Origin of the sequence: Promicromonospora sp. NPDC050880 (genome assembly GCF_044456525.1) — a bacterium.
GTDB lineage: Bacteria > Actinomycetota > Actinomycetes > Actinomycetales > Cellulomonadaceae > Promicromonospora.
Genome location: NZ_JBITFV010000020.1, coordinates 47,159 through 66,711, shown reverse-complemented (window position 1 = coordinate 66,711; position 19,553 = coordinate 47,159). Strand labels below are relative to the sequence as shown.

Annotated in this window: 14 protein-coding genes; 2 read left to right on the top strand and 12 right to left on the bottom strand. The window is 73.1% G+C overall.

Annotated features, from left to right (window positions below; translation table 11 throughout):
- Nucleotides 1–34 precede the first annotated feature (34 nt).
- The 8 genes from ACIBBF_RS22900 to kduI form a co-directional block, all read right to left on the bottom strand.
- Nucleotides 35–5,707, bottom strand: a complete 5,673-nt coding sequence (locus ACIBBF_RS22900; RefSeq protein ID WP_397417988.1) for a LamG-like jellyroll fold domain-containing protein — start codon at nt 5,705–5,707, stop codon at nt 35–37.
- 243 nt (nt 5,708–5,950) lie between these two features.
- On the bottom strand, nt 5,951–7,441 hold the full coding sequence (locus ACIBBF_RS22895; protein ID WP_397417985.1) for an aldehyde dehydrogenase family protein: 1,491 nt from the start codon (nt 7,439–7,441) through the stop codon (nt 5,951–5,953).
- Nucleotides 7,442–7,481: 40 nt separating this feature from the next.
- Nucleotides 7,482–8,474 carry an ABC transporter permease gene (locus ACIBBF_RS22890; RefSeq protein WP_397417983.1) on the bottom strand — a complete coding sequence of 331 codons (993 nt, stop codon included), beginning with the start codon at nt 8,472–8,474 and terminating at the stop codon, nt 7,482–7,484.
- Between the two features lie 2 nt (nt 8,475–8,476).
- Nucleotides 8,477–10,033 carry a sugar ABC transporter ATP-binding protein gene (locus tag ACIBBF_RS22885; protein WP_397417980.1) on the bottom strand — a complete coding sequence of 519 codons (1,557 nt, stop codon included), beginning with the start codon at nt 10,031–10,033 and terminating at the stop codon, nt 8,477–8,479.
- The gene (locus tag ACIBBF_RS22880) at nt 10,030–11,073 is read right to left on the bottom strand and encodes an ABC transporter permease (protein WP_397418037.1); all 1,044 of its coding nucleotides are present in this window, start codon (nt 11,071–11,073) and stop codon (nt 10,030–10,032) included. Before ACIBBF_RS22880 ends, ACIBBF_RS22885 begins: the two co-directional genes overlap by 4 nt.
- Nucleotides 11,074–11,075: 2 nt before the next feature.
- A complete protein-coding gene (locus ACIBBF_RS22875) occupies nt 11,076–12,173 on the bottom strand; it encodes a sugar ABC transporter substrate-binding protein (protein ID WP_397417978.1) in 1,098 nt (365 codons plus the stop codon).
- A gap of 62 nt (nt 12,174–12,235) precedes the next feature.
- Nucleotides 12,236–13,015, bottom strand: a complete 780-nt coding sequence (gene kduD / locus ACIBBF_RS22870) for a 2-dehydro-3-deoxy-D-gluconate 5-dehydrogenase KduD (protein ID WP_397417975.1) — start codon at nt 13,013–13,015, stop codon at nt 12,236–12,238.
- Entirely contained in the window at nt 13,012–13,830 is an 819-nt protein-coding gene (gene kduI / locus ACIBBF_RS22865; RefSeq protein WP_397417973.1) for a 5-dehydro-4-deoxy-D-glucuronate isomerase, read from the bottom strand. Before kduI ends, kduD begins: the two co-directional genes overlap by 4 nt.
- Nucleotides 13,831–14,007: 177 nt before the next feature.
- Here kduI and ACIBBF_RS22860 point away from each other — a divergent pair, with 177 nt between their 5' ends.
- Nucleotides 14,008–14,811 (top strand): IclR family transcriptional regulator, encoded by an 804-nt coding sequence (locus ACIBBF_RS22860; RefSeq protein WP_397417971.1) that lies wholly within the window; start codon nt 14,008–14,010, stop codon nt 14,809–14,811.
- A gap of 51 nt (nt 14,812–14,862) precedes the next feature.
- Here the strand turns inward: ACIBBF_RS22860 and ACIBBF_RS22855 are convergent, their stop codons facing one another.
- Complete coding sequence (locus ACIBBF_RS22855; protein ID WP_397417969.1) at nt 14,863–15,312, bottom strand: SRPBCC family protein; 450 nt, start codon at nt 15,310–15,312, stop codon at nt 14,863–14,865.
- A gap of 145 nt (nt 15,313–15,457) precedes the next feature.
- Between ACIBBF_RS22855 and ACIBBF_RS22850 the strand changes: the two genes are divergently transcribed.
- Nucleotides 15,458–16,420 (top strand): TIGR03557 family F420-dependent LLM class oxidoreductase, encoded by a 963-nt coding sequence (locus tag ACIBBF_RS22850; protein WP_397417967.1) that lies wholly within the window; start codon nt 15,458–15,460, stop codon nt 16,418–16,420.
- Between the two features lie 12 nt (nt 16,421–16,432).
- On the opposite strand, the gene ACIBBF_RS22845 is transcribed toward ACIBBF_RS22850, so the two are convergent.
- Genes ACIBBF_RS22845 through ACIBBF_RS22835 form a run of 3 tightly spaced genes read right to left on the bottom strand, consistent with a single transcriptional unit; the run spans nt 16,433 to nt 19,472 of the window.
- On the bottom strand, nt 16,433–17,758 hold the full coding sequence (locus ACIBBF_RS22845) for a cytochrome P450 (RefSeq protein ID WP_397417964.1): 1,326 nt from the start codon (nt 17,756–17,758) through the stop codon (nt 16,433–16,435).
- Between the two features lie 45 nt (nt 17,759–17,803).
- Nucleotides 17,804–18,271 (bottom strand): DUF6098 family protein, encoded by a 468-nt coding sequence (locus tag ACIBBF_RS22840; protein WP_397417962.1) that lies wholly within the window; start codon nt 18,269–18,271, stop codon nt 17,804–17,806.
- A 10-nt stretch (nt 18,272–18,281) separates the two neighbouring features.
- The gene (locus tag ACIBBF_RS22835) at nt 18,282–19,472 is read right to left on the bottom strand and encodes a zinc-dependent alcohol dehydrogenase (protein ID WP_397417960.1); all 1,191 of its coding nucleotides are present in this window, start codon (nt 19,470–19,472) and stop codon (nt 18,282–18,284) included.
- Between the last annotated feature and the right edge of the window lie 81 nt (nt 19,473–19,553).

Here is a 19,553-nt window from a genome sequence, read left to right as displayed (position 1 = left end):
CGTCCTCCGGGCCCGCACCTGTCTCACCCCCGCGCTACTGCACCCGGACCGTCACCCTGGTCTCGGCCGGCAGGGCCAGGTCGCTGCCGAGATAGGAGACCGTCAGTGCCAGGTCCCCCTTCTTCGGCCGGGGCACCTCGAACCGCACGCGGCCGTCCTGGACCGTGCCCAGCAGCGTGGGACCGTCCTTGACGGCGACCCGCACCTGCCCCGTCACCGCCACCTCGTGCGCCGCGGTGAGGGACACGGTGACGGCGGCCTTGTTCCCGGCGGCCCGCGTCGCCGCGATCTCCATCGTGGGCACCACCTTCTCCACCACGACCCGCACCCTGGACGACGACGCCCGGTGGTCGGCGTCGCCCCCGTACCGGAGGGTCAGGTCGTACACCCCCGGCTGGAGCGACCTGGCCGCCAGGACCAGGGTCGCCCGTCCGTCCGCGACCGTGCCGCTCGCCAGCGGTGTGGTGCCGTCGCTCAGCTCGACCGTGCCCGTGGCGGTGTCCGGCGACACCGCCACCGAGACCGTGCCCGCCGTGCCGTAGGTGACGGGCAGGGCCACGCCGGCCACCGCCGTCACCGCGGGCGACTTCACCGTGACGGTCACCGTGGCGACGGCGGAGAGGTCCTCCCCGTCGTCGGCCCGGTAGGTGAAGACGTCCTTGCCGGAGAACCCGTCGTCGGAGACGTAGGTGAACGAACCGTCCGCCTCCAGGGTGACCCGGCCGTTGGCCGGCTGCGTCACAGCGGTGGCGGTGAGCACGTTGCCGTCCTCGTCGGTGTCGTTGGCCAGGACGCCCGGCGCCGGGAGCGTCAGGGGCTGGCCGCCCACCGCCGCATAGGCGTCGTTGGCCGCCACCGGTGCGGTGTTGACGGGCGGCTGCTCGCCCTCCTCCACCGTGACGGTCACCGTGGTCGCCGCGGACGTCGCCGTGCCGTCGGAGGCCTTGTAGGTGAACGTGTCCGTCCCGGAGTACCCGCTGTCCGGCGTGTAGGTGAACGACCCGTCCGCCCGGAGCACGACGTCGCCGTGCGCCGGCTGGGTGAGCCCGGTGGCCGTCAGGTCGTCGCCGTCGATGTCGGTGTCGTTGGCCAGGAGCCCCGGCGCCGCCACCTCCAGCGGCTCGTCCTCGACGGTGCCGTAGGCGTCGGCGGCACCCACGGGCGCCGTGTTCGACGCCGTCCCGGCGTGCAGGTCGGCCACCTGCTCGGCGGTCAGCTCGTACCCGAACATCCGGAAGTCGTCGACCAGGCCGTCCCAGCGTGCGTCCGGCCAGCTCGTGCCGCCCACGAGGTTCGTCGTCGTCCGGCCGTCCACCCCGACGTCACCGATGGTGACGGTGAAGTCGTCGCGCGTGGCCTGGAGCTCGCCGTCGAAGTAGATCTTCCCGACCGAGCCGCTCTGGGTGAACACGACGTGCGTCCACTCGTTCAGCGGCAGGTCGTTGCCCTGGCCCAGCACCAGACGTTCCTGGGCGCTGCCCGGGGTGCCGGGCGCCTTGAACGTGGCCGCGAAGCCGGTGGCCCCGCTGACCTGGGTGTTGGACTGGAGCAGGAAGAACGTGTCGGTGCTGCTGCCGATCTGCAGCAGCGGCACCCAGGTGGGCAGGGCGTCGGGCCGGGCCCAGATCGAGACGCTGAACTGGTCCTCCATGCCGGCCTCGACGTCGTCGGGCAGCTCGACCTGGTTGCCGGTGCCGGAGCCGCCGCCGGGCAGGTTGACCGCCCCGCCGAACCGTCCGGCCGTGCTCCAGCCCGTCGTCCCTGTCAGGGTGGCCGCCCCGACCGAGCTGTCCAGGCCGGTGTTGGCCGCCGTCGACCCCTGTCCCTCGTCGAAGGTGTAGTGGATCGGCGTGCCCTCGCCGGGCGGCGGCCGCTCGACCGTGTGCTCCACGGTCTGGGCGGAGTCGCGCCACCCGTCGTCGGCGAGGAAGCGGACCTGCACCTCGTGGTCGCCCGGCGAGAGCGCCACGTCCGTGAACCGCACCGCGCCGTCGGCGACGTCGACCTGCCCGCCCACGCGGGCCCCGTCGACCCAGAGCTCGGCGACGCCCGCAGGGGCCCCGCCGCTCTCGGCCGCGACAGCGCCCGAGACGTCGACCGGCTCGCCGAACGGCGACGGGGAGCCCGGCTCGACCGTGACCGTGGTGGTCGTGGCCAGCGCCGTGCCGTCGGCGTACAGGGCCGCGACGTCGGCGTCCCCGAGCGCCGAGGTGTAGACCCGGACGTCGTCCATCAGACCGTCGTAGGCCGGGTCCGGGAACCCGTTGCGGCCCAGCCAGTTGTTCGCCGTCGGGCCCACGTCGGTCATGTCGATCGTCAGGTCCGACCGCGACGCGATCGGCTCACCGTTCAGGTAGAGCGTGCCGGTCGCACCCTGGCGGGTGAACGCGACGTGGTTCCACTCCCCCGCCACGACGTCCCGGGTCGGTGTGGCGTAGACCCGTTCCTGCAGGGCCGCGCCCTTGGCCTTGAACGTCGCCGCGAGCCCGGTGGCCCCGGCGGCGTTGGTCTGCATCTGGATCTGGAAGAAGCTGCCCGCGTCCGCGAGCCCGTCCCCGATGTGGAACAGACCGGTCCAGCTGGCCTTGGTGTCCGGCCGCACCCAGAACGCGGTGGTGAAGCTCTCCTCGCCCTGGAGCAGGTTGTCGGGCAGGTCCACGGCGTTGGCGTTGCTGCCGCCCGTGAGGTCGAGGGCGTCGCCGAAGACGCCGTTCTCGCTCCACCCGGTCCCGCCGGTGAGCGTGGCCGCTCCCACGGCCAGGTCGGTCCCGCTGTTGGCGGCCCGGGTCCCTGTGCCCTCCTCGAACTCGTAGTGCACGGGGACGTCGGAGGCGCCGGGGTCGGAGCCCACGATCACCAGGTCGTCGATCATGACGCCCGCGCCGGAGTCCCCGGCGCTGATGGTCAGGTCCTGCGACCGTGCCCCCGCGACGAAGGTCCCGACGTAGGTGCCGAACCGGGTCTGCGACGACAGGTCGCTCCCTGCCGTCAGCGTGGCCGACAGGTCACCGACCGTGAGGTCCACCGTGCCGGGCGCGGTGCCCGTGGACCGGCTGTCGCGCGCGTACCGCAGCGAGAGGCGGTACTCGCGGCCCGGGTCGAGGCTCTTGACCGTGCGCGTCAGGTCGCCCCCGCTGCCCACAGCGAGGTGATATCCCGTCAGGCCGAGGCCGCCCTGGCCGGCCGCCGCCGCGCGGACGAGCTGCACCTTGCCGTCCACCTCCCACGGGGACATGCGCCCGTTGCCGGGCTCGACGTCCACCACGGCGGGCGGGTTGGCCGAGCGCCACTCCGCGGGGATGCGCGGGTACTCGAGCTGGTCCACCAGGTGCGGGGACCGGGCGTCCATCTCGACCGTGGGGTCGATCTGCACGATGTCGGCCACCGACGGCGTGCCGTCCTCGTCGAAGACGAACAGCATGTAGGCGCCGGGCGGGGCGTAGGTGCCGTCGACCGGGGTCTCGATCGTCAGCGTGCCGCCGTCCTGCGCGAACGCGAGGTCCTGGAAGTTCTGGTCGTTGTTGAACCCGTGCGTCACGGAGCCGTTGCGGACCAGGGTGACGCGGGAGACCGCGCCGTCGGCCTGCACGTCGAACGTGCCGTCGTAACCGACCTTCTTGGGCACACCCGTGACCTCGGGCCGGACCGCCGGCTCGTCGCCGTCGAAGAGGTACGCCGGGGAGTAGAACTCGACGTCGGTGTAGTTGCGCGGGCCCGGGGTGCCGCCGCCGCCCACCATCAGGCGGCCGTCGGGCAGGAGCAGGGCCGTGGAGTGGTAGAGCCGGGCGTGCTCGTAGGGCACGTCCACGACCGTCCACTCGCCGGTGTCGGGGTTCCAGATCTCGGCGGTGGTGACGTAGCCGCCGTTGCCGTTGTTGTCGCGCGAACCACCGGTGACGATGACGTTGCCGTCGGGCAGCACGGTCGAGGTGGCCCAGTGCCGCTGGTAGCGCATCGGCTGCGTCGCCTCGACCACGGGTGCGTCGGTGCCGCCCGTGATGTCGACGGTGAAGCCCGCGCGGGCGCCGTCGGGGCCGCCGCCGTTGGCCCACCAGCCGCCGCCCACCTGCAGGATCTTGCCGGGGCGGTACATGGTGGCCGTCGACGTGGCGCCGACCGGGTTGCCGAGGCCGCCCTGGTCGGCGACGTCCGCAGGCAGGGTGCCGCGCAGGATCACCTCGCCGTCACCCGAGGGGTCGAGCTCGTACATCTGCGTGCCGGTGATGTTGAAGACGTTGCCGTTGCCCGGCGCGACGAACGCGCGCGGGTACCACCAGCGGTTCTCGTCGGGCCCGTTGCCGTTCCCGCCGTCGCCGTACGCTGCCGCGCTCGTGGCGCCCTCCAGGAGCTTCCAGGAGCTGCCCTCGTCCGGCGTGTAGATCTCCGGCGTGAGCACGCCGGGGCCGCCCGGGCCGCCCTTGAGGCTGCCGCCCTGCACCACGACGGAGCCGTCGGGCAGGGTGGTGCCCGTGGGGTACCAGCGCGGGTAGTTCATCGGGGCCTCCGTGCGCAGGCCCTGGTTGGTCGTGTAGCTGGTGACGCCGATCGCGGCGTCGTTGGGCGCGTTGCCGCCCAGGCCGTCGTCACCGCCGACCGTCAGGGTGGCCCGCCGGTGCGGCATCTGGACCTGCATCGAGCAGAACAGGTCGGTGTACGTCGAGTTCGCGACGAGGCCCGAGCTCACGTTGGCGGCCGTGCGCTCCTCGGCCGGGTCCCAGACGTCGATCTCCATCTGGCCGCCCTGCACCACGCACGAGTTGCCGTAGAAGTCGTACGGCGTGGTGTCCGTGCAGCCCGAGGACACGCTGCCGAACGACTGGACCTTGCCGTCGGACGTCAGCGCCGCGTTGATCGGCACCAGCGGCCACGGCGTGACGCCGCTCCAGGCACCGTTCTCCGCCTTGGACGGCGGCGAGCAGTCGGCCGGGAGCAGGCCGGCGGTGTAGGCCAGGCCGTTCTTGATCTGGGTGCGGATCGGGGCCTCGGCGTACGCCGTGCCCTCGTGCCCCATCCCCGAGTACCACGACCGGCCGGAGTCGATCTCCTGGCACCACGTGATCGGGTGGTTGGTGCCGTTGTTGCCCCCGCCGTACGACGACTCGTCCGCGTTCAGCAGCGTACGCACGTGGGGCGCCGGGTTGACCAGCCAGTCGTACCACTCGTCGCTGCGGGTGAACTCGGCCGGCAGGCCCTGGGTCAGCGGGTGCGAGGTGTCCTTGACCACCACGCGGCCCGGACGCACCGCGGGGTTCTCCGGGTGGCCCTCGGACGCCGCGCCCACGAGCCGGGCGTAGAACGGGTTGACGTCGTGCTCGCTCTGGCCCACCGACCAGCCGGCGTAGTGCAGGCCGAGGTAGCCGCCGCCACCGCGGATGTAGGCCTCCAGCGCGGCGCGCTGTTCCACGTTGAACAGCACGCCGCCGGTCTGGGCGAACGCGATCGTGTCCTTGGTCGCGAGGTTCGCCGTGGTGAACGCCGCGGGGTCGTCGGTCTCCTGGATCTCGACCGGCTGGTCGTACTCGACGCCCAGGTCGGTCACGAGATCGCGGATCGCCTGGCGGGCCTGGACGTGCGAGGCGTGGAAGTTCGACTTGTAGAAGAGCAGGACGCGCAGCACGCCGTCGTCGACGGAGCCGGAAGCGGCCTGCGCGGGCGCGGTGCCCGACGGCGCGGCCTGGGCGGCGCCGGCCCCGAGGGGGACGGCCACCAGCAGGGCGGTCAGTGCGGCCGCCAGACGTACGGGCGTCCGGCGGGGTCGGCGACCACGGTGTCGCCGGTCAGGTCTGCGTAGCAGGTTCATCGTTGATCCCTTTTCGCACAGTCTTCATGGACATGTTTCATGGACATGAGGCAGCCCGGACGGCCGGCCCCCGCCCGGGGCCGGCCGCCCAGACGTGTCGCTGGGTACTGCCTGTCTTCTTCGGGTGCTCTCTCGGTGGTGGGTACGGGGTCAGCGGAGCTCGGCGATGACCGTCTTCAGCTCCGTGTAGTCGTCCAGGCCGAACGAGCCGAGCTCCCGCCCCCAGCCGGACTGCTTGAAGCCGCCCCGCGGGAGGGTGACGTCGTCCGCGTGCCAGGTGTTGAGCCAGACCGTGCCGGCCCGCAGCCTGTTGCCGACCCGGTGGGCCGTGCTCAGGTCGCGCGACCAGACGCCCGCGGCCAGGCCGTAGACGGTGTTGTTGGCCGCGGCGACCACCTCGTCCTCGCTGTCGAACGGGATGGCCGTGACCACGGGTCCGAAGATCTCGTCGGTCTGGACGGCCATGTCCTCGGTCACGTCGGTGATCAGGGTGGGCGAGAAGAAGTAGCCGCGGTCGGCGGCCGGTCCGGCGCTGCCCGCCGCGAGCGTGGCGCCGTCGGCCACGGCGCCGCGGACGTAGCCCATGACCTTCTCGTGCTGCTCCTGCGAGACCAGGGGGCCCATCGTCGTGGCCGGGTCGAACGCGTCGCCCACCCGGATGGCCCGGGCCGCCGCGGCCACACCCTCGATGACCTGGTCGTACACGTCACGCTGCACGTACAGGCGCGAGCCGTTGACGCAGCACTGGCCCTCGTTGAAGTAGCCCGCGAGCGCTGCCCCGGCGATGGCGGCGTCCAGGTCGGCGTCGGCGAAGATGATGTTGGGCGCCTTGCCGCCGAGCTCCAGCGACACCTTCTTGAGGTTCTTCGAGGCGCCGGCGGCGATCTTCTTGCCCACCTCGGTGCTGCCGGTGAAGGCGACCTTGTCGACGCCGGGGTGGTCGACCAGCGCGGCGCCCGCGTCCCCGAACCCGGGCAGCACGTTGACCACGCCGGCCGGGACGCCGGCCTCCAGCAGCAGCTCGCCGAGCCGGAGCGCGGTGAGCGGCGTCTGCTCGGCCGGCTTGAGCACGACGGTGTTGCCCGCGGTGATCGACGGGATCACCTTGAAGGCCGCCATCGTGAGCGGGAAGTTCCACGGCACGATGCCGGCGACCACGCCGATGGCCTCACGCCGGGTGTAGGCGTGGAAGTCGCGGCCGGGCACCGACATCGGGATGGTCGTGCCCTCCATCTTGGTGGCCCAGCCCGCGAAGTAGCGGAACAGCTCGGCGGCCACGCCGACGTCACCGCGGGCGGACGCGAGGCTCTTTCCGTTGTCGAGCGACTCGAGCTGCGCGAACTCCTCGGTGCGCTCCTCGATCATGTCGCCGATGCGCCACAGGAGGTGCGACCGGTCGCGCGGCGACATCCGCGACCACGGCGAACCGTGCTCGAAGGCGTTGCGGGCGGCGGTGACCGCGCGGTCGGCGTCGACGGCGGAGGCCTGCGCCACCTGGACGAGCGTCTCCTCGGTCGCGGGATTCACGGTGGCGAAGGTCTGGCCGTCCTTGGCGTCCACCCACTCGCCGTCGATCAGGAGCTGCCTGGGCGAGGAGAGGAATGCGGAGACGGCGGGCAGGAGCTGGGGATTCTCGGACATGGGGGCCTTCCGTGGGATCGGGGTTCTCGGGGAGAACGGGCTACTTGATGACCAGCACCTTCGACCGGTCGAGGGTGAGGGCGACGGCGGCGACGATGATCGCGCCGTACAGGATCTGCTCGTAGGCGGACGGGACGCCGACGATGGGCAGCCCGACGCGCAGCAGGGTCACGACCAGCGCCCCCGCGAGGCTGCGCCACAGCGAGCCGTGCCCGCCGGTGATGGCGGTACCGCCCACCACGATGGCGGCCACCGCGGGCAGCAGGAGGTTGTCCGCCATGGTCGGGCTGCCGCTGAAGTTCCGGGAGACGAGCATGACGGCGGCCAGGCCGGCGCACGCCCCGGAGAGCGTGAACGCCCCGACCTTGACCAGGTCGACCGGCGCGCCGCCCAGCCGGGCCGCCGCCTCGGAGTAGCCGGTGGCCCGGACCCAGCTGTCGAGCGGCGTGAACCGCAGCACCAGGGACACCGCCACGACCACGAGCAGCGCGACGACGAAGGCCATCGGCACCACGCCGGCCACGTAGAGGGTGAGCCAGTGGGTGGCGTCGCGGTCGGTCACCCGGACGGGTCCGGCGTCCGAGATCACCAGGGCGACCGCGGTGAAGATGCTCATGCCGCCGAGCGTGACGATGAACGAGGGGATGCGCAGCAGCACGTGGGCGGTGCCCTGCAACGCCCCGATCGCGCCGGTGACCGCGACGACCGCGACGGTGGTGAGCCCGCCGAGGCCGGGCAGCCACAGCGCGAAGAGCACCGTCGCCAGCGAGCAGAGGGCGGCGATCGACAGGTCGATGCCGCCGCACAGGACCACCACGGTCGCGCCGGCCGCGAGCACGACGAGCGGCGCCGACGTGCGGACCGCGGCCGTGAGGCTGCTCAGGGAGAAGAACCCCGGGTCGGCGATCGTGAGTGCCGCGAGCAGCACGACGAGCGCGATGACCGGCATGAACGACGTGAGCCGCTGGCCCGTGGTGGGGCGCGCCGCGACGGCGGCGTCGGGGGCCTGCGGGGTGAGGACGGGCGTGGACATGCTCAGACCATCTCCTTCACGAGGTCGAGCGGGGTCGGCTTGCCGCCCGCGGGGGCGGCGACCTCCGTGGTCGCGCGGCCGTCGCTCATCACGACGATCCGGTCGGACATGCCGATGGCCTCCTCGAGGCTGTCGGCGAGCAGCACCGTGGCCACGCCGGTGCCCGCGAGCTCGCGCATCAGGCGGTACACCTCCGAGCGCGCCCCCACGTCGAGGCCGCGCGTCGGGTGGTCGAGCAGCAGCAGGCGGACGTCGCCGGCCACGAGCCAGCGGGCCAGCACCACCTTCTGCTGGTTGCCGCCCGACAGCCGCTGGATCGCGGTGCCCCGGTGCGGGGTGCGGATCGAGAGCCGCTCGATCCAGCCGTCGACCAGCGTCGCCTGCTTGCGCGGCCGCACCACGGGCCCGGCGCAGCGGGCGTGCTGCTTGGTGAGCGTCATGTTGTCGGCCACCGACATGGGGCCGACCATCCCCTCGGTCTTGCGTTCGGCGGGCACGTAGCCGATGCCGGCCGCGCACGCCGCGCGGGTGCCGGACAGGTCGAGCCGCTCGCCGTCGAGCACCACCTCGCCGGCCGTGACCGGCTCGGCGCCGAACAGCGCGCGGCACACGTCCTCGCGCCCGGAGCCGTGCACGCCGACGATCCCGACGATCTCCCCTGCGTGGACGTCGAGGTCGACGTCCCGGAAGGTCCGGCCGGTCAGCCCGCGCACCACGAGGCGTGGGCGACGGGGTTCGTCGGACGTCGCGGCGGACGCCCCGTGGTAGTGGTCGTCCGAGCCGGTGGCCCCGATCATCATCCGGTGCAGCTCCGCGGGGGCCGCGTCCGCGGCCGGCAGCTCGCCCACCGAGCGGCCGCCGCGCAGCACGGCGACCCGGTCGCAGACGTCGAGCACCTCGTCGAGCCGGTGCGAGACGAAGACGACGGACGCGAACTCGCGCAGCCGGCGCACCTGCGTGAACAGGGTCTCGATCTCCTTGGCCTCCAGCACGGAGGTGGGCTCGTCGAGGATGATGACGGGCGGGTGCGAGGTGCGCTCCTCGATGCGCAGCACCTTGGCGATCTCGACCATCTGGCGGTCCGCGAACGACAGGGTGTCGGTGCGCGCGAGCGGGTCGATGTGCGACCCGATCTTGTCGAGCTGCTCCTGTGCGAGCCGGCGCATCGTGCTCCAGCGGTAGATGCCGCGGCGCACGCCCGGGCCCTCGCTGCCCAGCACGATGTTCTCGGCCGCGGTGAGGTTGGGCACCAGCGACTGCTCCTGGAAGACCATGCCGATGCCGTGGTCGGCGGCGTCGACCACGCTCCTCAGGCGCACCTTCTCGCCGCGTACCCAGATCTCGCCGGCGTCGGGCCGCACCAGCCCGACGAGCGCCTTGAGCAGCGTGGACTTGCCGGCGCCGTTCTCGCCGGCCAGGCCCAGCACCTCGCCCGGGCGGACGACCAGGTCGACGCCGTCGAGGGCCTTGACGCCCGGGTAGTGCTTGACCAGGCCGCGTACCTCCAGGGCGTGCGGGACTGCGCTGTACGGGGTGGCGGTGTGCGGGGTGGCGGTCACTTGGTCACCTGGTTCCTACGACGCTGCGGGATGACGGCGGCCGCGACGGCCGCGACGACGATGAGGCCCTGGACACCGCCCTGCCAGTAGGGGCTCACCCCGACCTGGACGAGCCCGTTGGTCAGCACGGTCACCAGCAGCACCCCGACCGTGGACTGGAGGATGCCGCCGCGCCCGCCGGTGAGCAGGGTGCCGCCCACGACGGCCGCCGTGATGGCGGAGAAGTCGTAGCCCCGGCCCGCCTGGACCAGGCCCGCGCTGAGCTGGCTGGTGACCAGCACGCCCGCGAGCCCGTAGAACGCGCCCGCCATCGTGAAGACCCCGACCTTGTAGGGCGCCACCCGGACGCCGGAGAGCGCCAGCACCTCCTCGGCACCGCCGATCGCGAAGGCGTACCGGCCCAGCCGCGTGTAGCGCTGCACGAGCCAGGCCACCAGCACGCAGGCCAGGGCGATCCACGTCAGGAGCGCCAGCCCGGCGAACCGCTCCACGGCCCAGCCGCCCACCGTGGCGTCGGTGATGTTGGGCTGCACGCCCGCGAACAGGAGGGTGGCCACACCCAGGCCGACGGCGGAGACGCCGAGGGTGGCCATGAACGACGGCACCTTGAGCAGCACCAGCGCGAGCCCGCTGAGACAGCCGAGCGCGGCCGCGAGCAGCACGGCGACGCCGACGCCGAGCAGCCCCAGGTCGTTGTCGTTGCGGTTGTTGGCGACCAGGAGCGCGACCGTGATCGCGGACGCGCCCATGATGCCGGGGGCGGACAGGTCGATCGACCCCATCATCAGCACGAAGCTGATGCCGCAGGTCACCACGGCGAGGACCGCCGCGGCGTCGAGGACGTTCTGCACGTTGGACAGCGTGCGGAAGTCGGGGCTGAGGACCGCGAAGATCCCGGACACGACGACCAGGGCGATCGGCGGACCGGCGTCCCGCAGCGACACCCCCCGCCGAGGCCGGGGGCGGGACGCGGGCACGACGCCGGTGCGGGCCCCGGAGCCGGCCCCTGTGCCGGCTCCGGTGTCGGTGGGGGGTGCCATGGTCACGAGATCGCGCCCTGCGAGCGGCTGAAGAGGTTGTCGCAGGCGAAGTCGGCCTCGCTGGTGGCCGGCGAGACGAAGTCGGCCACGTTGTCCTGCTGGATGAGGAACTGCTCGGCGTACCAGGCACGGTCCTCGTCGGCGATGTCCTCGACGGCGAGCTCCCCGGTGGCCACGCAGTAGCCGATGGCCAGGCCGATACCGCCCTGCCACGGGCCGTCGCTGGAGACGGTGGCCGTCATGGTGCCGTCCTGGATCGCCGTGAGCGCGTCCGGCACGGCGTCGATACCGACCACCGCGACGTCGTCCCGGCCGGCCTGCTCCAGGGCCTCCAGCGCGCCGAGCGCCATGTCGTCGTTGGCGGCCCAGATGCCCTTGACGTCGTCGCCGTGCTTGGTGAGCAGGGTCTTGGTGACCTCCAGGGCCTCGGCCCGGGAGAAGTTGGCGGTCTGGTCGTCGAGCAGCTCGACGTCGGGGTTGGCCGCCAGGGACTCCTCCAGCCCGGCGAACCGGTCCTTGGCCGCGCCGGTGTCGAGGATGCCCTGGAGGGCGACGATGCCGCCCGAGCCGCCGATGGCCTCGGCCAGCGCGTCGCCGATCTGCCGGCCGGACTCGACGCCGTCGTAGGTGATGTGGGACAGCCAGTGGTCGTAGTCGGTGACGTCCAGGTCGGCCGGCTTGTTCCACTGGGTGACGAGGTAGGCGCCCGCGTCCTGGGCGCCCTCGACGATCGGCGGGGTGTCGGAGTCGCCGTTGGGCAGCACGTTCATGACCAGGCACTCGGTGTCGCCCGCGAGGAGCTGGCTGATCTGCTCCTGCTGGCGGGTCGAGTCGCCGTCGTAGGTGAGCCGCTCCTGGGTGAGGCCGACCTGCTCGGCGAAGGCGTCGCCGCCGTCGAGCCACGAGGCCTCGTAGGGGTTGGACTCGTTGCGGACCTGGCCCACCAGGGTCACGTCGGCGGGGTCGCAGGCGCCGGAGGCGGCCTCGCCGCCCTCGCCGGCGGCCGTCTCGGTGCAGGCGGTGAGCGTGACGGCCGCGAGGGCGACGCCGAGGGCGGCGGCCGTGTGCCGGGCCGCGGAGCGTCGAGAGGTGAACTTCATTGTCGTTCCTCGTTTTCGTTCGGTGCCGGTGTCCGGCGGTGGGGGTGTGGCGGGGGGACGGGTCAGCGGGCCATCCATCCGCCGTCGACTGCCAGGACGTGGCCGTTGACGTAGTCGGCGGCGGAGGAGCTGAGGAAGACGGCCGCTCCGGCGATGTCCTCGGCGGTACCCCAGCGGCCGGCCGGGATGCGTTCGAGGATGGAGCGCGAGCGGTCCGCGTCCTCGCGGAGCGCCGTGGTGTTGTCGGTGACCATGTAGCCGGGGGCGATGGCGTTGACCTGGACGCCGTGCGGTCCCCACTCGTTGGCCAGGGCCTTGGTGACCCCGGCGACGCCGTGCTTGCTCGCGGCGTACGACACCACCCGCAGGCCGCCCTGGAAGGACAGCAGGCTGGCGATGCTGACGATCTTGCCGTGGCCGCGCTCGACCATCGGGCGGCCGAGCTGCTGGGTGAGGGCGAAGAGGCCGTTGAGGTTGACGTCGAGCACGTGCTGCCAGGCGTCCCGGCGCACGGCCACGGAGTCCTCGCGGTCGATGATGCCCGCGTTGTTGACCAGCACGTCGATCCGGCGCGCGGCGGTCAGCTCGGCACCGACCCGCTCGACCGCGTCGAGGTCGCTCACGTCGAGGTCGACGACGTCGGCCTGCGCACCGAGCGCGACGACCTGGTCGCGGGTCTCCTCCTGGCGGCCCGGCCGGCCCAGCAGCACGACGTCCGCGCCCGCGCGGGCGAGGCCGAGCGCGACGGCACGACCGAGGCCGCGTCCCGCGCCGGTCACCGCGGCGCACCGGCCGTGCAGGTCGAAGGGCGAGCGCGCCGGGCCGCCGGGGTCGGTCGTCACAGGTCCTCCAGCGCGACCGGGCTCAGGTCGGTGTAGTGGTTGTTCTCGCCGGCCATGGCCCAGATGAAGGCGTACGACCCGGTGCCGGCCCCGGCGTGGATGGACCACGGCGGGGAGATGACGGCCTCGCGGTTGCGCAGCACGAGGTGCCGCGTGGCGCCGGGCTTGCCCAGGAAGTGGAAGACGCGGTCGTCCTCGTCGAGGTCGACGTAGCAGTAGATCTCGGTGCGCCGGTCGTGCAGGTGCGGCGGGAACGTGTTCCAGACCGAGCCGCTGGCGATCACGGTGACGCCGAACTGGAGCACCGAGGTCTTCAGCTCCTGACCCCACGCGTACCGGAAGAGGTTGCGCTCGTTGGCGGCCTCTGCCGAGCCCAGCGGCACCGGCTCCACCTCGCCGTGGCGCAGCGCCTGGGTCGGGTAGGTCGTGTGGGCCGGGGCGGACACGAAGTAGAAGGCGGCGTCGGCGCCACCGAAGGACACCTCGCTGCCGCGCCCCACGAACAGGCCGTCGAGGTGGTCGAGCTCGAACTTCTCGTCGTCCACGACCACATGACCGGCGGAACCGACGTTGATGACGCCGAGCTCGCGGCGTTCCAGGTGGGTCTCGGTGCCCAGCACCTCGGTCCAGGACGGCAGGGCGAGCTCCTCCGCGCCGGGGAGCGCCCCGCCCACCACCATCCGGTCGTCGTGGGTGTACGTGCCCCGGACCTCTCCGCTCACGAAGAGGTCTGCGACGAGGAAGCTCTCGCGCAGGTCCGCGGTGGTGGCCGTCTCCGCGCCGGACGGAGATGTCGAGTATCGAACCTGGATCACGAGGTCGCCTCTCGGTTTGTGAACTGCGTTCGTCTATGTGAACTTGCTCGACCATAGACGTGACCTGGCTCACGGGTCAAGGGGCGGAAACCTGTCCATGTATGCGAACTCGGGGTAGGGTCGGAATCACCCGGGGGGCTCCCCGGTGCACCGTGGAAGGGCCAGGGGAGAACATCGATGCCGCTACAGAAGGAACTGCGCAGGGAGTCGGCCGGTGCGGGCGACGCCGGGCCGGTCAAGTCCGCCGCGCGCGCCCTGGACCTGCTGGACGACATCGCGGCGCGCGGCCCCGGCACCCAGCTCCAGCTCTCGACCCGCCTGGGTATCCCCAAGAGCAGCCTGCACGCGCTGCTGCGGACCATGACCGACCGCGGCTGGCTGCAGACCGACCCCACCGGGAGCGTCTACCAGCTCGGCATCCACTCCCTCGTCGTGAGCTCCGCCTACCTCGACGGCGACCCGGTCCTGGCCCGGGCCACGTCGGTGCTCGACGAGGTCGCGGCCGTCACCGAGGAGACGGTCCACCTCGGCCGCCTCGACGGCGCCGACGTCATCTACACGGCCAAGCGCGAGTCGGTGCACCCGCTGCGCATGCACTCCGCCGTCGGGCGGCGCCTCCCGGCCTACGCCACCTCGCTGGGCCGCGCGCTGCTCGCGGAGCTGCCGGCCGAGGCTCGGCGCGACCTGGTGCCGGAGTCGATCGCCGCGATCACGTCGCACACGACCACCGACAAGGAGGCCGTGCTCGAGATCATCGACCGCGCGGCCGACCAGGGCTACGCCACCGAGAGCGAGGAGTCCTGCCTCGGGGTGCGCTGCTTCGGCGTCGCGCTCCCGTTCGGCCACCGGGCCGTGGACGCCATGAGCGTCGCCGTGCCGATCAGCCGGCTCGGCGGCGGGCGCGAGGACCTCATCATCGAGACCCTGCTGAGCGTGAAGTCGCGGCTCACGGCGGTGCACGACAACAGCATGGTGCGCTGAGCACGCGGGCCCCGCAGCGCCGGACGCTGCGGGGCCCGCGTGCTCAGGCGGTCAGTCCACGTCGCCGCGCCAGGCTCCGGTCTCGGTGCCGCGAGCCTCGATGTACTCCTTGAACCGGTCGAGGTCGCCCTGGACCCGGCGGTCGTCGGCGTTCAGGGCGCTGCCGATCTTCTCCGTGGCGTCCTCGGGCGTCCAGTCGAGCTGCACGGTGACCCGGGACTGCGCGTCGTTCAGGCGGTGGAAGGTGACCACCCCGGCCTGTTCGGGACCGGACACGCTCTTCCACGCCACGCGCTCGTCCGGGTGCTGCTCGGTGATCTCGGCGTCGAACTCGCGCTCGACCCCGCCCACCTTCGTCGTCCAGTGCGTGCGGGTCGGGCCCAGCTGACGGATCTCCTGCACGCCCTGCATGAACCGAGGGAACTCCTCGAACTGCGTCCACTGGTTGTACGCCGTGCGCACCGGGACGTCGACGTCGACGGACTTCGTGATGCTCGTCATGAGCGTCTCCTCTTCTCTCGGGTCCTTCCACCCTCGGGCCGTGCCCGGTCACTCGCCCGCCGGGCGACCGGGCGCGCACGCGAACGTGCGAGTGGGCGCGAACGGGTCCAGCGTCGGAGGGGACCAGACGGCGAAGGAGCACTCCATGCGCATCGGGTACACCCTCATGACCGAGCAGAGCGGGCCGCGCGAGCTGGTCCGGCACGCGACGGCGGCCGAGGAGGCCGGCTTCGACTTCGAGCTCTCGAGCGACCACTACTCCCCCTGGCTCCCGGAGCAGGGCCACGCGCCGAACGCGTGGGTGCTGCTGGGGGCCGTGGCCCAGGCCACGAGCCGGGCCGAGCTGATGACCTTCGTGACCTGCCCGACGATGCGCTACCACCCGGCCGTGGTGGCCCAGCAGGCGGCGACGCTGCAGATCCTGGCCGACGGCCGGTTCACCCTGGGGCTCGGTGCGGGCGAGAACCTGAACGAGCACGTGGTGGGCCGGGGCTGGCCCAGCATCGAGGTGCGCCACGACATGCTCGAGGAGGCGGTCCACGTCATCCGCGAGCTGCTCACCGGCGATCTCGTGACGTGGGAGGGCAAGCACTTCCGCGTCGACTCGGGGCGGCTCTGGGACACACCGGGAACGGGCGTCGAGATCGGGGTCGCGGTCTCCGGCGAGCGCGGCGTCGAGCGCTTCGCGCCCCTGGCCGACCACGTGGTCCAGGCGATGCCCGACGGCGACGTGGTGCGGCAGTGGCAGGCCGCGCACCCCGGCGGGTCGCGCGTGTTCGGGCAGGTGCCGATCTGCTGGGACCCGGACGAGCAGGCAGCGGTCGAGCGGGCGCACGCGGAGTTCCGCTGGTTCGGCGGCGGCTGGTCCGTCAACGCGGACCTGCCCACGCCGGCCGGGTTCACCGCGGCCTCGCAGTTCGTGCGGCCCGAGGACGTCGCGTCGTCGATCGCGTGCGGCCCGGACCTGGACAGGCTCGCCGAGAGCGCGCGCCCCTTCCTGGAGGCCGGGTTCACCGACCTGGCGATCGTGCAGGTGGGCGAGCACCACCAGGACCGGTTCCTGGCCGAGGCCGCCGGGCCGCTGGTCGAGCGGCTGCGCAACCTGTAGCGGCCCGGCCCCTCAGGTCCGGTCGGCGGCACCCTCGCCGAGACCGAACCGCAGACCCAGGTGGTCCATGGTGGCCGGGAGCGGATCCTCCGCGAGGTAGCGGCCGCGGGCCACCCGGAGGTCGTGGGCGGCCAGGTGCGCCAGCAGGTGCGAGGTCACCAGCAGCACGACGTTCCGGCCCGGGCACGACACCGGTCCCCCGCTGAACGGCACCAGCCCCCAGTCGTCGGCGTTGCGGCCGTCCAGCCACGCCTCGGGCACGAACGCGTCGGCGTGGCCGAGCCGTGCCGGGTCGCGGTGGAAGAACGCGCTGACCACGGCGAACCCCGTGCCGGCGGGCAGGGTGCGCTCACCCCACACGGTGGGAGCGGTGGAGTCCCGCAGCACCACGAGCGTCGTCGGCCACAGGCGCAGCGACTCCAGCACGCAGGCGCGCGCGTAGGGGAGGAGGGCGGTGCCGGGCCCCGGCGCGGCCACCTCGGCCAGCAGCCGTGCGCGCACCTCGGGCCGGGCGGACACGACGGCGAGCGCCCGCAGCGTCGCCGCCCCGGCGGCGTCGAACGCGAACAGCCAGTGCGGTACCTGGCCCGGCGCCATGGCGGCGCCCGCGGCGTGCGCCGCAGCGGCCAGGGTGCCCGGCTCCGGGGCGGCCAGGTAGGACTCGATACGGCTCGCGAGCTCGGTGCGGCGGCGCTCGTCCCGCGGGTGGAACCACGACCAGTTCGCGTCCCGGCGCAGGGCGTCGAGCAGGTCCACGAGCTCCCGGTCGGCGCGTGCGCCGGCGCCGAGCACCACCTGGAGCACGATGCCCCACCACACGTCCGTGAACGTCGCGGCGTCGAGCCCGCCGGAGCCGCGCAGGCGACGGGCCAGCTCCGCCGCTCCGTGCCGGACGGCGTCGGTGAAGGCGGCGCCGTCGTCGTGCACGGGCAGCTCCGTGCGCAGGGCGGTCTCGTTGAAGGGGCGGCGGTAGCGCCGGTCGGCGGTGGACGAGATGAGCACGCCGTCGGGCTGGAAGTGGCGCAGGGCGCCGACCTTCTCCTTCGACGCGGGCGTGAAGGGCTCGGGTGACTCCTCGAGCAGCCGGCGCACGTGACCGGGCTCGGTGACCACGACCATGCGGCGCGGGCCGAGCCGCAGGACGAGCGGGGCGCCGTCGTGCCGGGCGCGCAGCCCGGTCAGGACGGCGCGGGCGGCGCGGTCGGTCTGGTGGCGCTCGGCCCAGGCGGTGGCCCGGGGACGGCGGACGATCGCGCCCTGGGCGACCAGGGGTGCGAGCACGCCCGCCAGGACGCGGGTGGCCTCCGCGGGGTTCAGGTCTACCGGTGTGGACGTCATGGAGCCTCGCCTTCGGGTGTGCCGTGCGCTCGTGGGTGGGGTGGGTCAGGTGCCGTCGGCACCCGGCGCGAAGACCTGCCGGTAGAGCGCGACGGCCTCGTCCACGACGGGCCGGGCGAGGTAGGCCACCGGTGTGATCTCGACGAGCAGCGGCTCACAGTCCGGGCCGCGGGCGGAGACCGTGCCCGTCAGCAGCCACGGGAAGCGGTCGTCCACCATGAGGTGGGCGTACTGGCTGAGCTGGCGCGCCACCCAGTGCTCCACGGGGCGGGTCCACCACGGCTCCGGCGTCATCGGGTTGGCGCTGAGCCCCGGCATCAGGCAGCCGCTCTCGTGGTCCCGGCTGACCGTGGACCGGTCGGCCTCGGGGCCCGCGCTGAAGCGGACGTACAACGGGGCCAGGAGCTGGGCGAGCTCGGCCGCCTCGGCGAGCGACCCGAGCCGGGGCACGCCGGGCGGCGGCGAGGAGCCGGCCCGGTCGCCGGTCACGACCGGTGCCCCCGCACGGTGCACGGGCGGAACCTCAGGCGGCCGGGTCGAGCACTACCTTGACGCATCCGTCGTCCTTCCTCTGGAACATCGCGTAGGCCTCGGGCGCCCGTTCGAGCGGCCAGCGGTGGGTGCGCAGGTCGAGCACGCCGAGGGGGTCGGTGGGGTCGCCCACCAGCGGCAGCAGGTCGTCCGTCCAGCGGCGGACGTTGGCCTGCCCCTGCCGTATCGTCACCTGCTTGTCGAAGAGCCGCAGCATGGGCAGCGGGTCCTTGGCGCCGCCGTAGACGCCCGCGAGCGAGAGCACGCCGCCCCGGCGCACGAGCTCGATGCCGGTCAGGAGGGCGGCCAGCCGGTCGGTCCCGGCGTGCTCGGTGAGCGGCTTGGCCAGCACGTCGGGCAGCAGGCCGGAGGCCTTCTGCATCGTCTCGGCGAGCGGCGACCCGTGCGCCTCCATGCCGACCGCGTCGATCACCGCGTCCGGACCGCGGCCCTCGGTCAGGTCGCGCACGGCGCCGACGACGTCGGTCCGGTTCTGGTCGATCACCGTGGCACCGTGGCGGGCCGCCATCGCCAGCCGTTCGGGCACCAGGTCGACGCCGACCACGAGCCCGGCGCCGCGGTGCGCGGCGACGCGGGCCGCCATCTGGCCGATCGGGCCCAGGCCCAGCACCACGACCGACCCGCCCTCGGGCACCTGGGCGTATTCGACCGCCTGCCACGCCGTGGGCAGCACGTCCGAGAGGTAGAGGTAGCGCTCGTCGGGCTCGCCGTCGTCGGGCACCACGACCGGGCCGTAGTGCGCCTGGGGCACCCGCAGGTACTCGGCCTGCCCGCCCGGCACCTGCCCGTACAGCTTCGTGTACCCGAACAGGGCGGCCCCGCTGCCCTGGTCGGTCACCTGCGTGGTCTCGCACTGGGACTGCAGCCCGTGGCGGCACATCCAGCACCCGCCGCAGGCGATGCCGAACGGGACCACGACCCGGTCGCCGGGCTTCAGGTCACCGGCCTCGGGCCCGACCTCCTCGACCACCCCCATCGCCTCGTGCCCCAGCACGTCGCCGGCGTCGAGGAAAGCGCCCAGCACCCCGTACAGGTGCAGGTCGGACCCGCAGATCGCCGTCGAGGTGACCCGCACGACCGCGTCCTGCGGTTCCTGGATCGTCGGGTCCGGCACGTCCTCGACGCTGACCCGCTCGTTGCCCTGCCAGGTGAGTGCTCGCATGTTCGCCGTCCGATCCGTGTCGTCTGCGTCGGCCTCGTCCTGCCAGCCTCACCCCGGGCGCGGTCACCCGCATCAGCACGG

What these genes read in the sequence shown, in the direction of transcription:
- ACIBBF_RS22855 (WP_397417969.1), bottom strand. Translation starts at nt 15,312, where the DNA reads ATGACGAGCATCACGAAGTCCGTCGACGTCGACGTCCCGGTGCGCACG.
- ACIBBF_RS22860 (WP_397417971.1), top strand. Translation starts at nt 14,008, where the DNA reads ATGCCGCTACAGAAGGAACTGCGCAGGGAGTCGGCCGGTGCGGGCGAC.
- ACIBBF_RS22835 (WP_397417960.1), bottom strand. Translation starts at nt 19,472, where the DNA reads ATGCGAGCACTCACCTGGCAGGGCAACGAGCGGGTCAGCGTCGAGGAC.
- ACIBBF_RS22845 (WP_397417964.1), bottom strand. Translation starts at nt 17,758, where the DNA reads ATGACGTCCACACCGGTAGACCTGAACCCCGCGGAGGCCACCCGCGTC.
- ACIBBF_RS22890 (WP_397417983.1), bottom strand. Translation starts at nt 8,474, where the DNA reads ATGTCCACGCCCGTCCTCACCCCGCAGGCCCCCGACGCCGCCGTCGCG.
- ACIBBF_RS22880 (WP_397418037.1), bottom strand. Translation starts at nt 11,073, where the DNA reads ATGGCACCCCCCACCGACACCGGAGCCGGCACAGGGGCCGGCTCCGGG.
- ACIBBF_RS22875 (WP_397417978.1), bottom strand. Translation starts at nt 12,173, where the DNA reads ATGAAGTTCACCTCTCGACGCTCCGCGGCCCGGCACACGGCCGCCGCC.
- ACIBBF_RS22850 (WP_397417967.1), top strand. Translation starts at nt 15,458, where the DNA reads ATGCGCATCGGGTACACCCTCATGACCGAGCAGAGCGGGCCGCGCGAG.
- ACIBBF_RS22895 (WP_397417985.1), bottom strand. Translation starts at nt 7,441, where the DNA reads ATGTCCGAGAATCCCCAGCTCCTGCCCGCCGTCTCCGCATTCCTCTCC.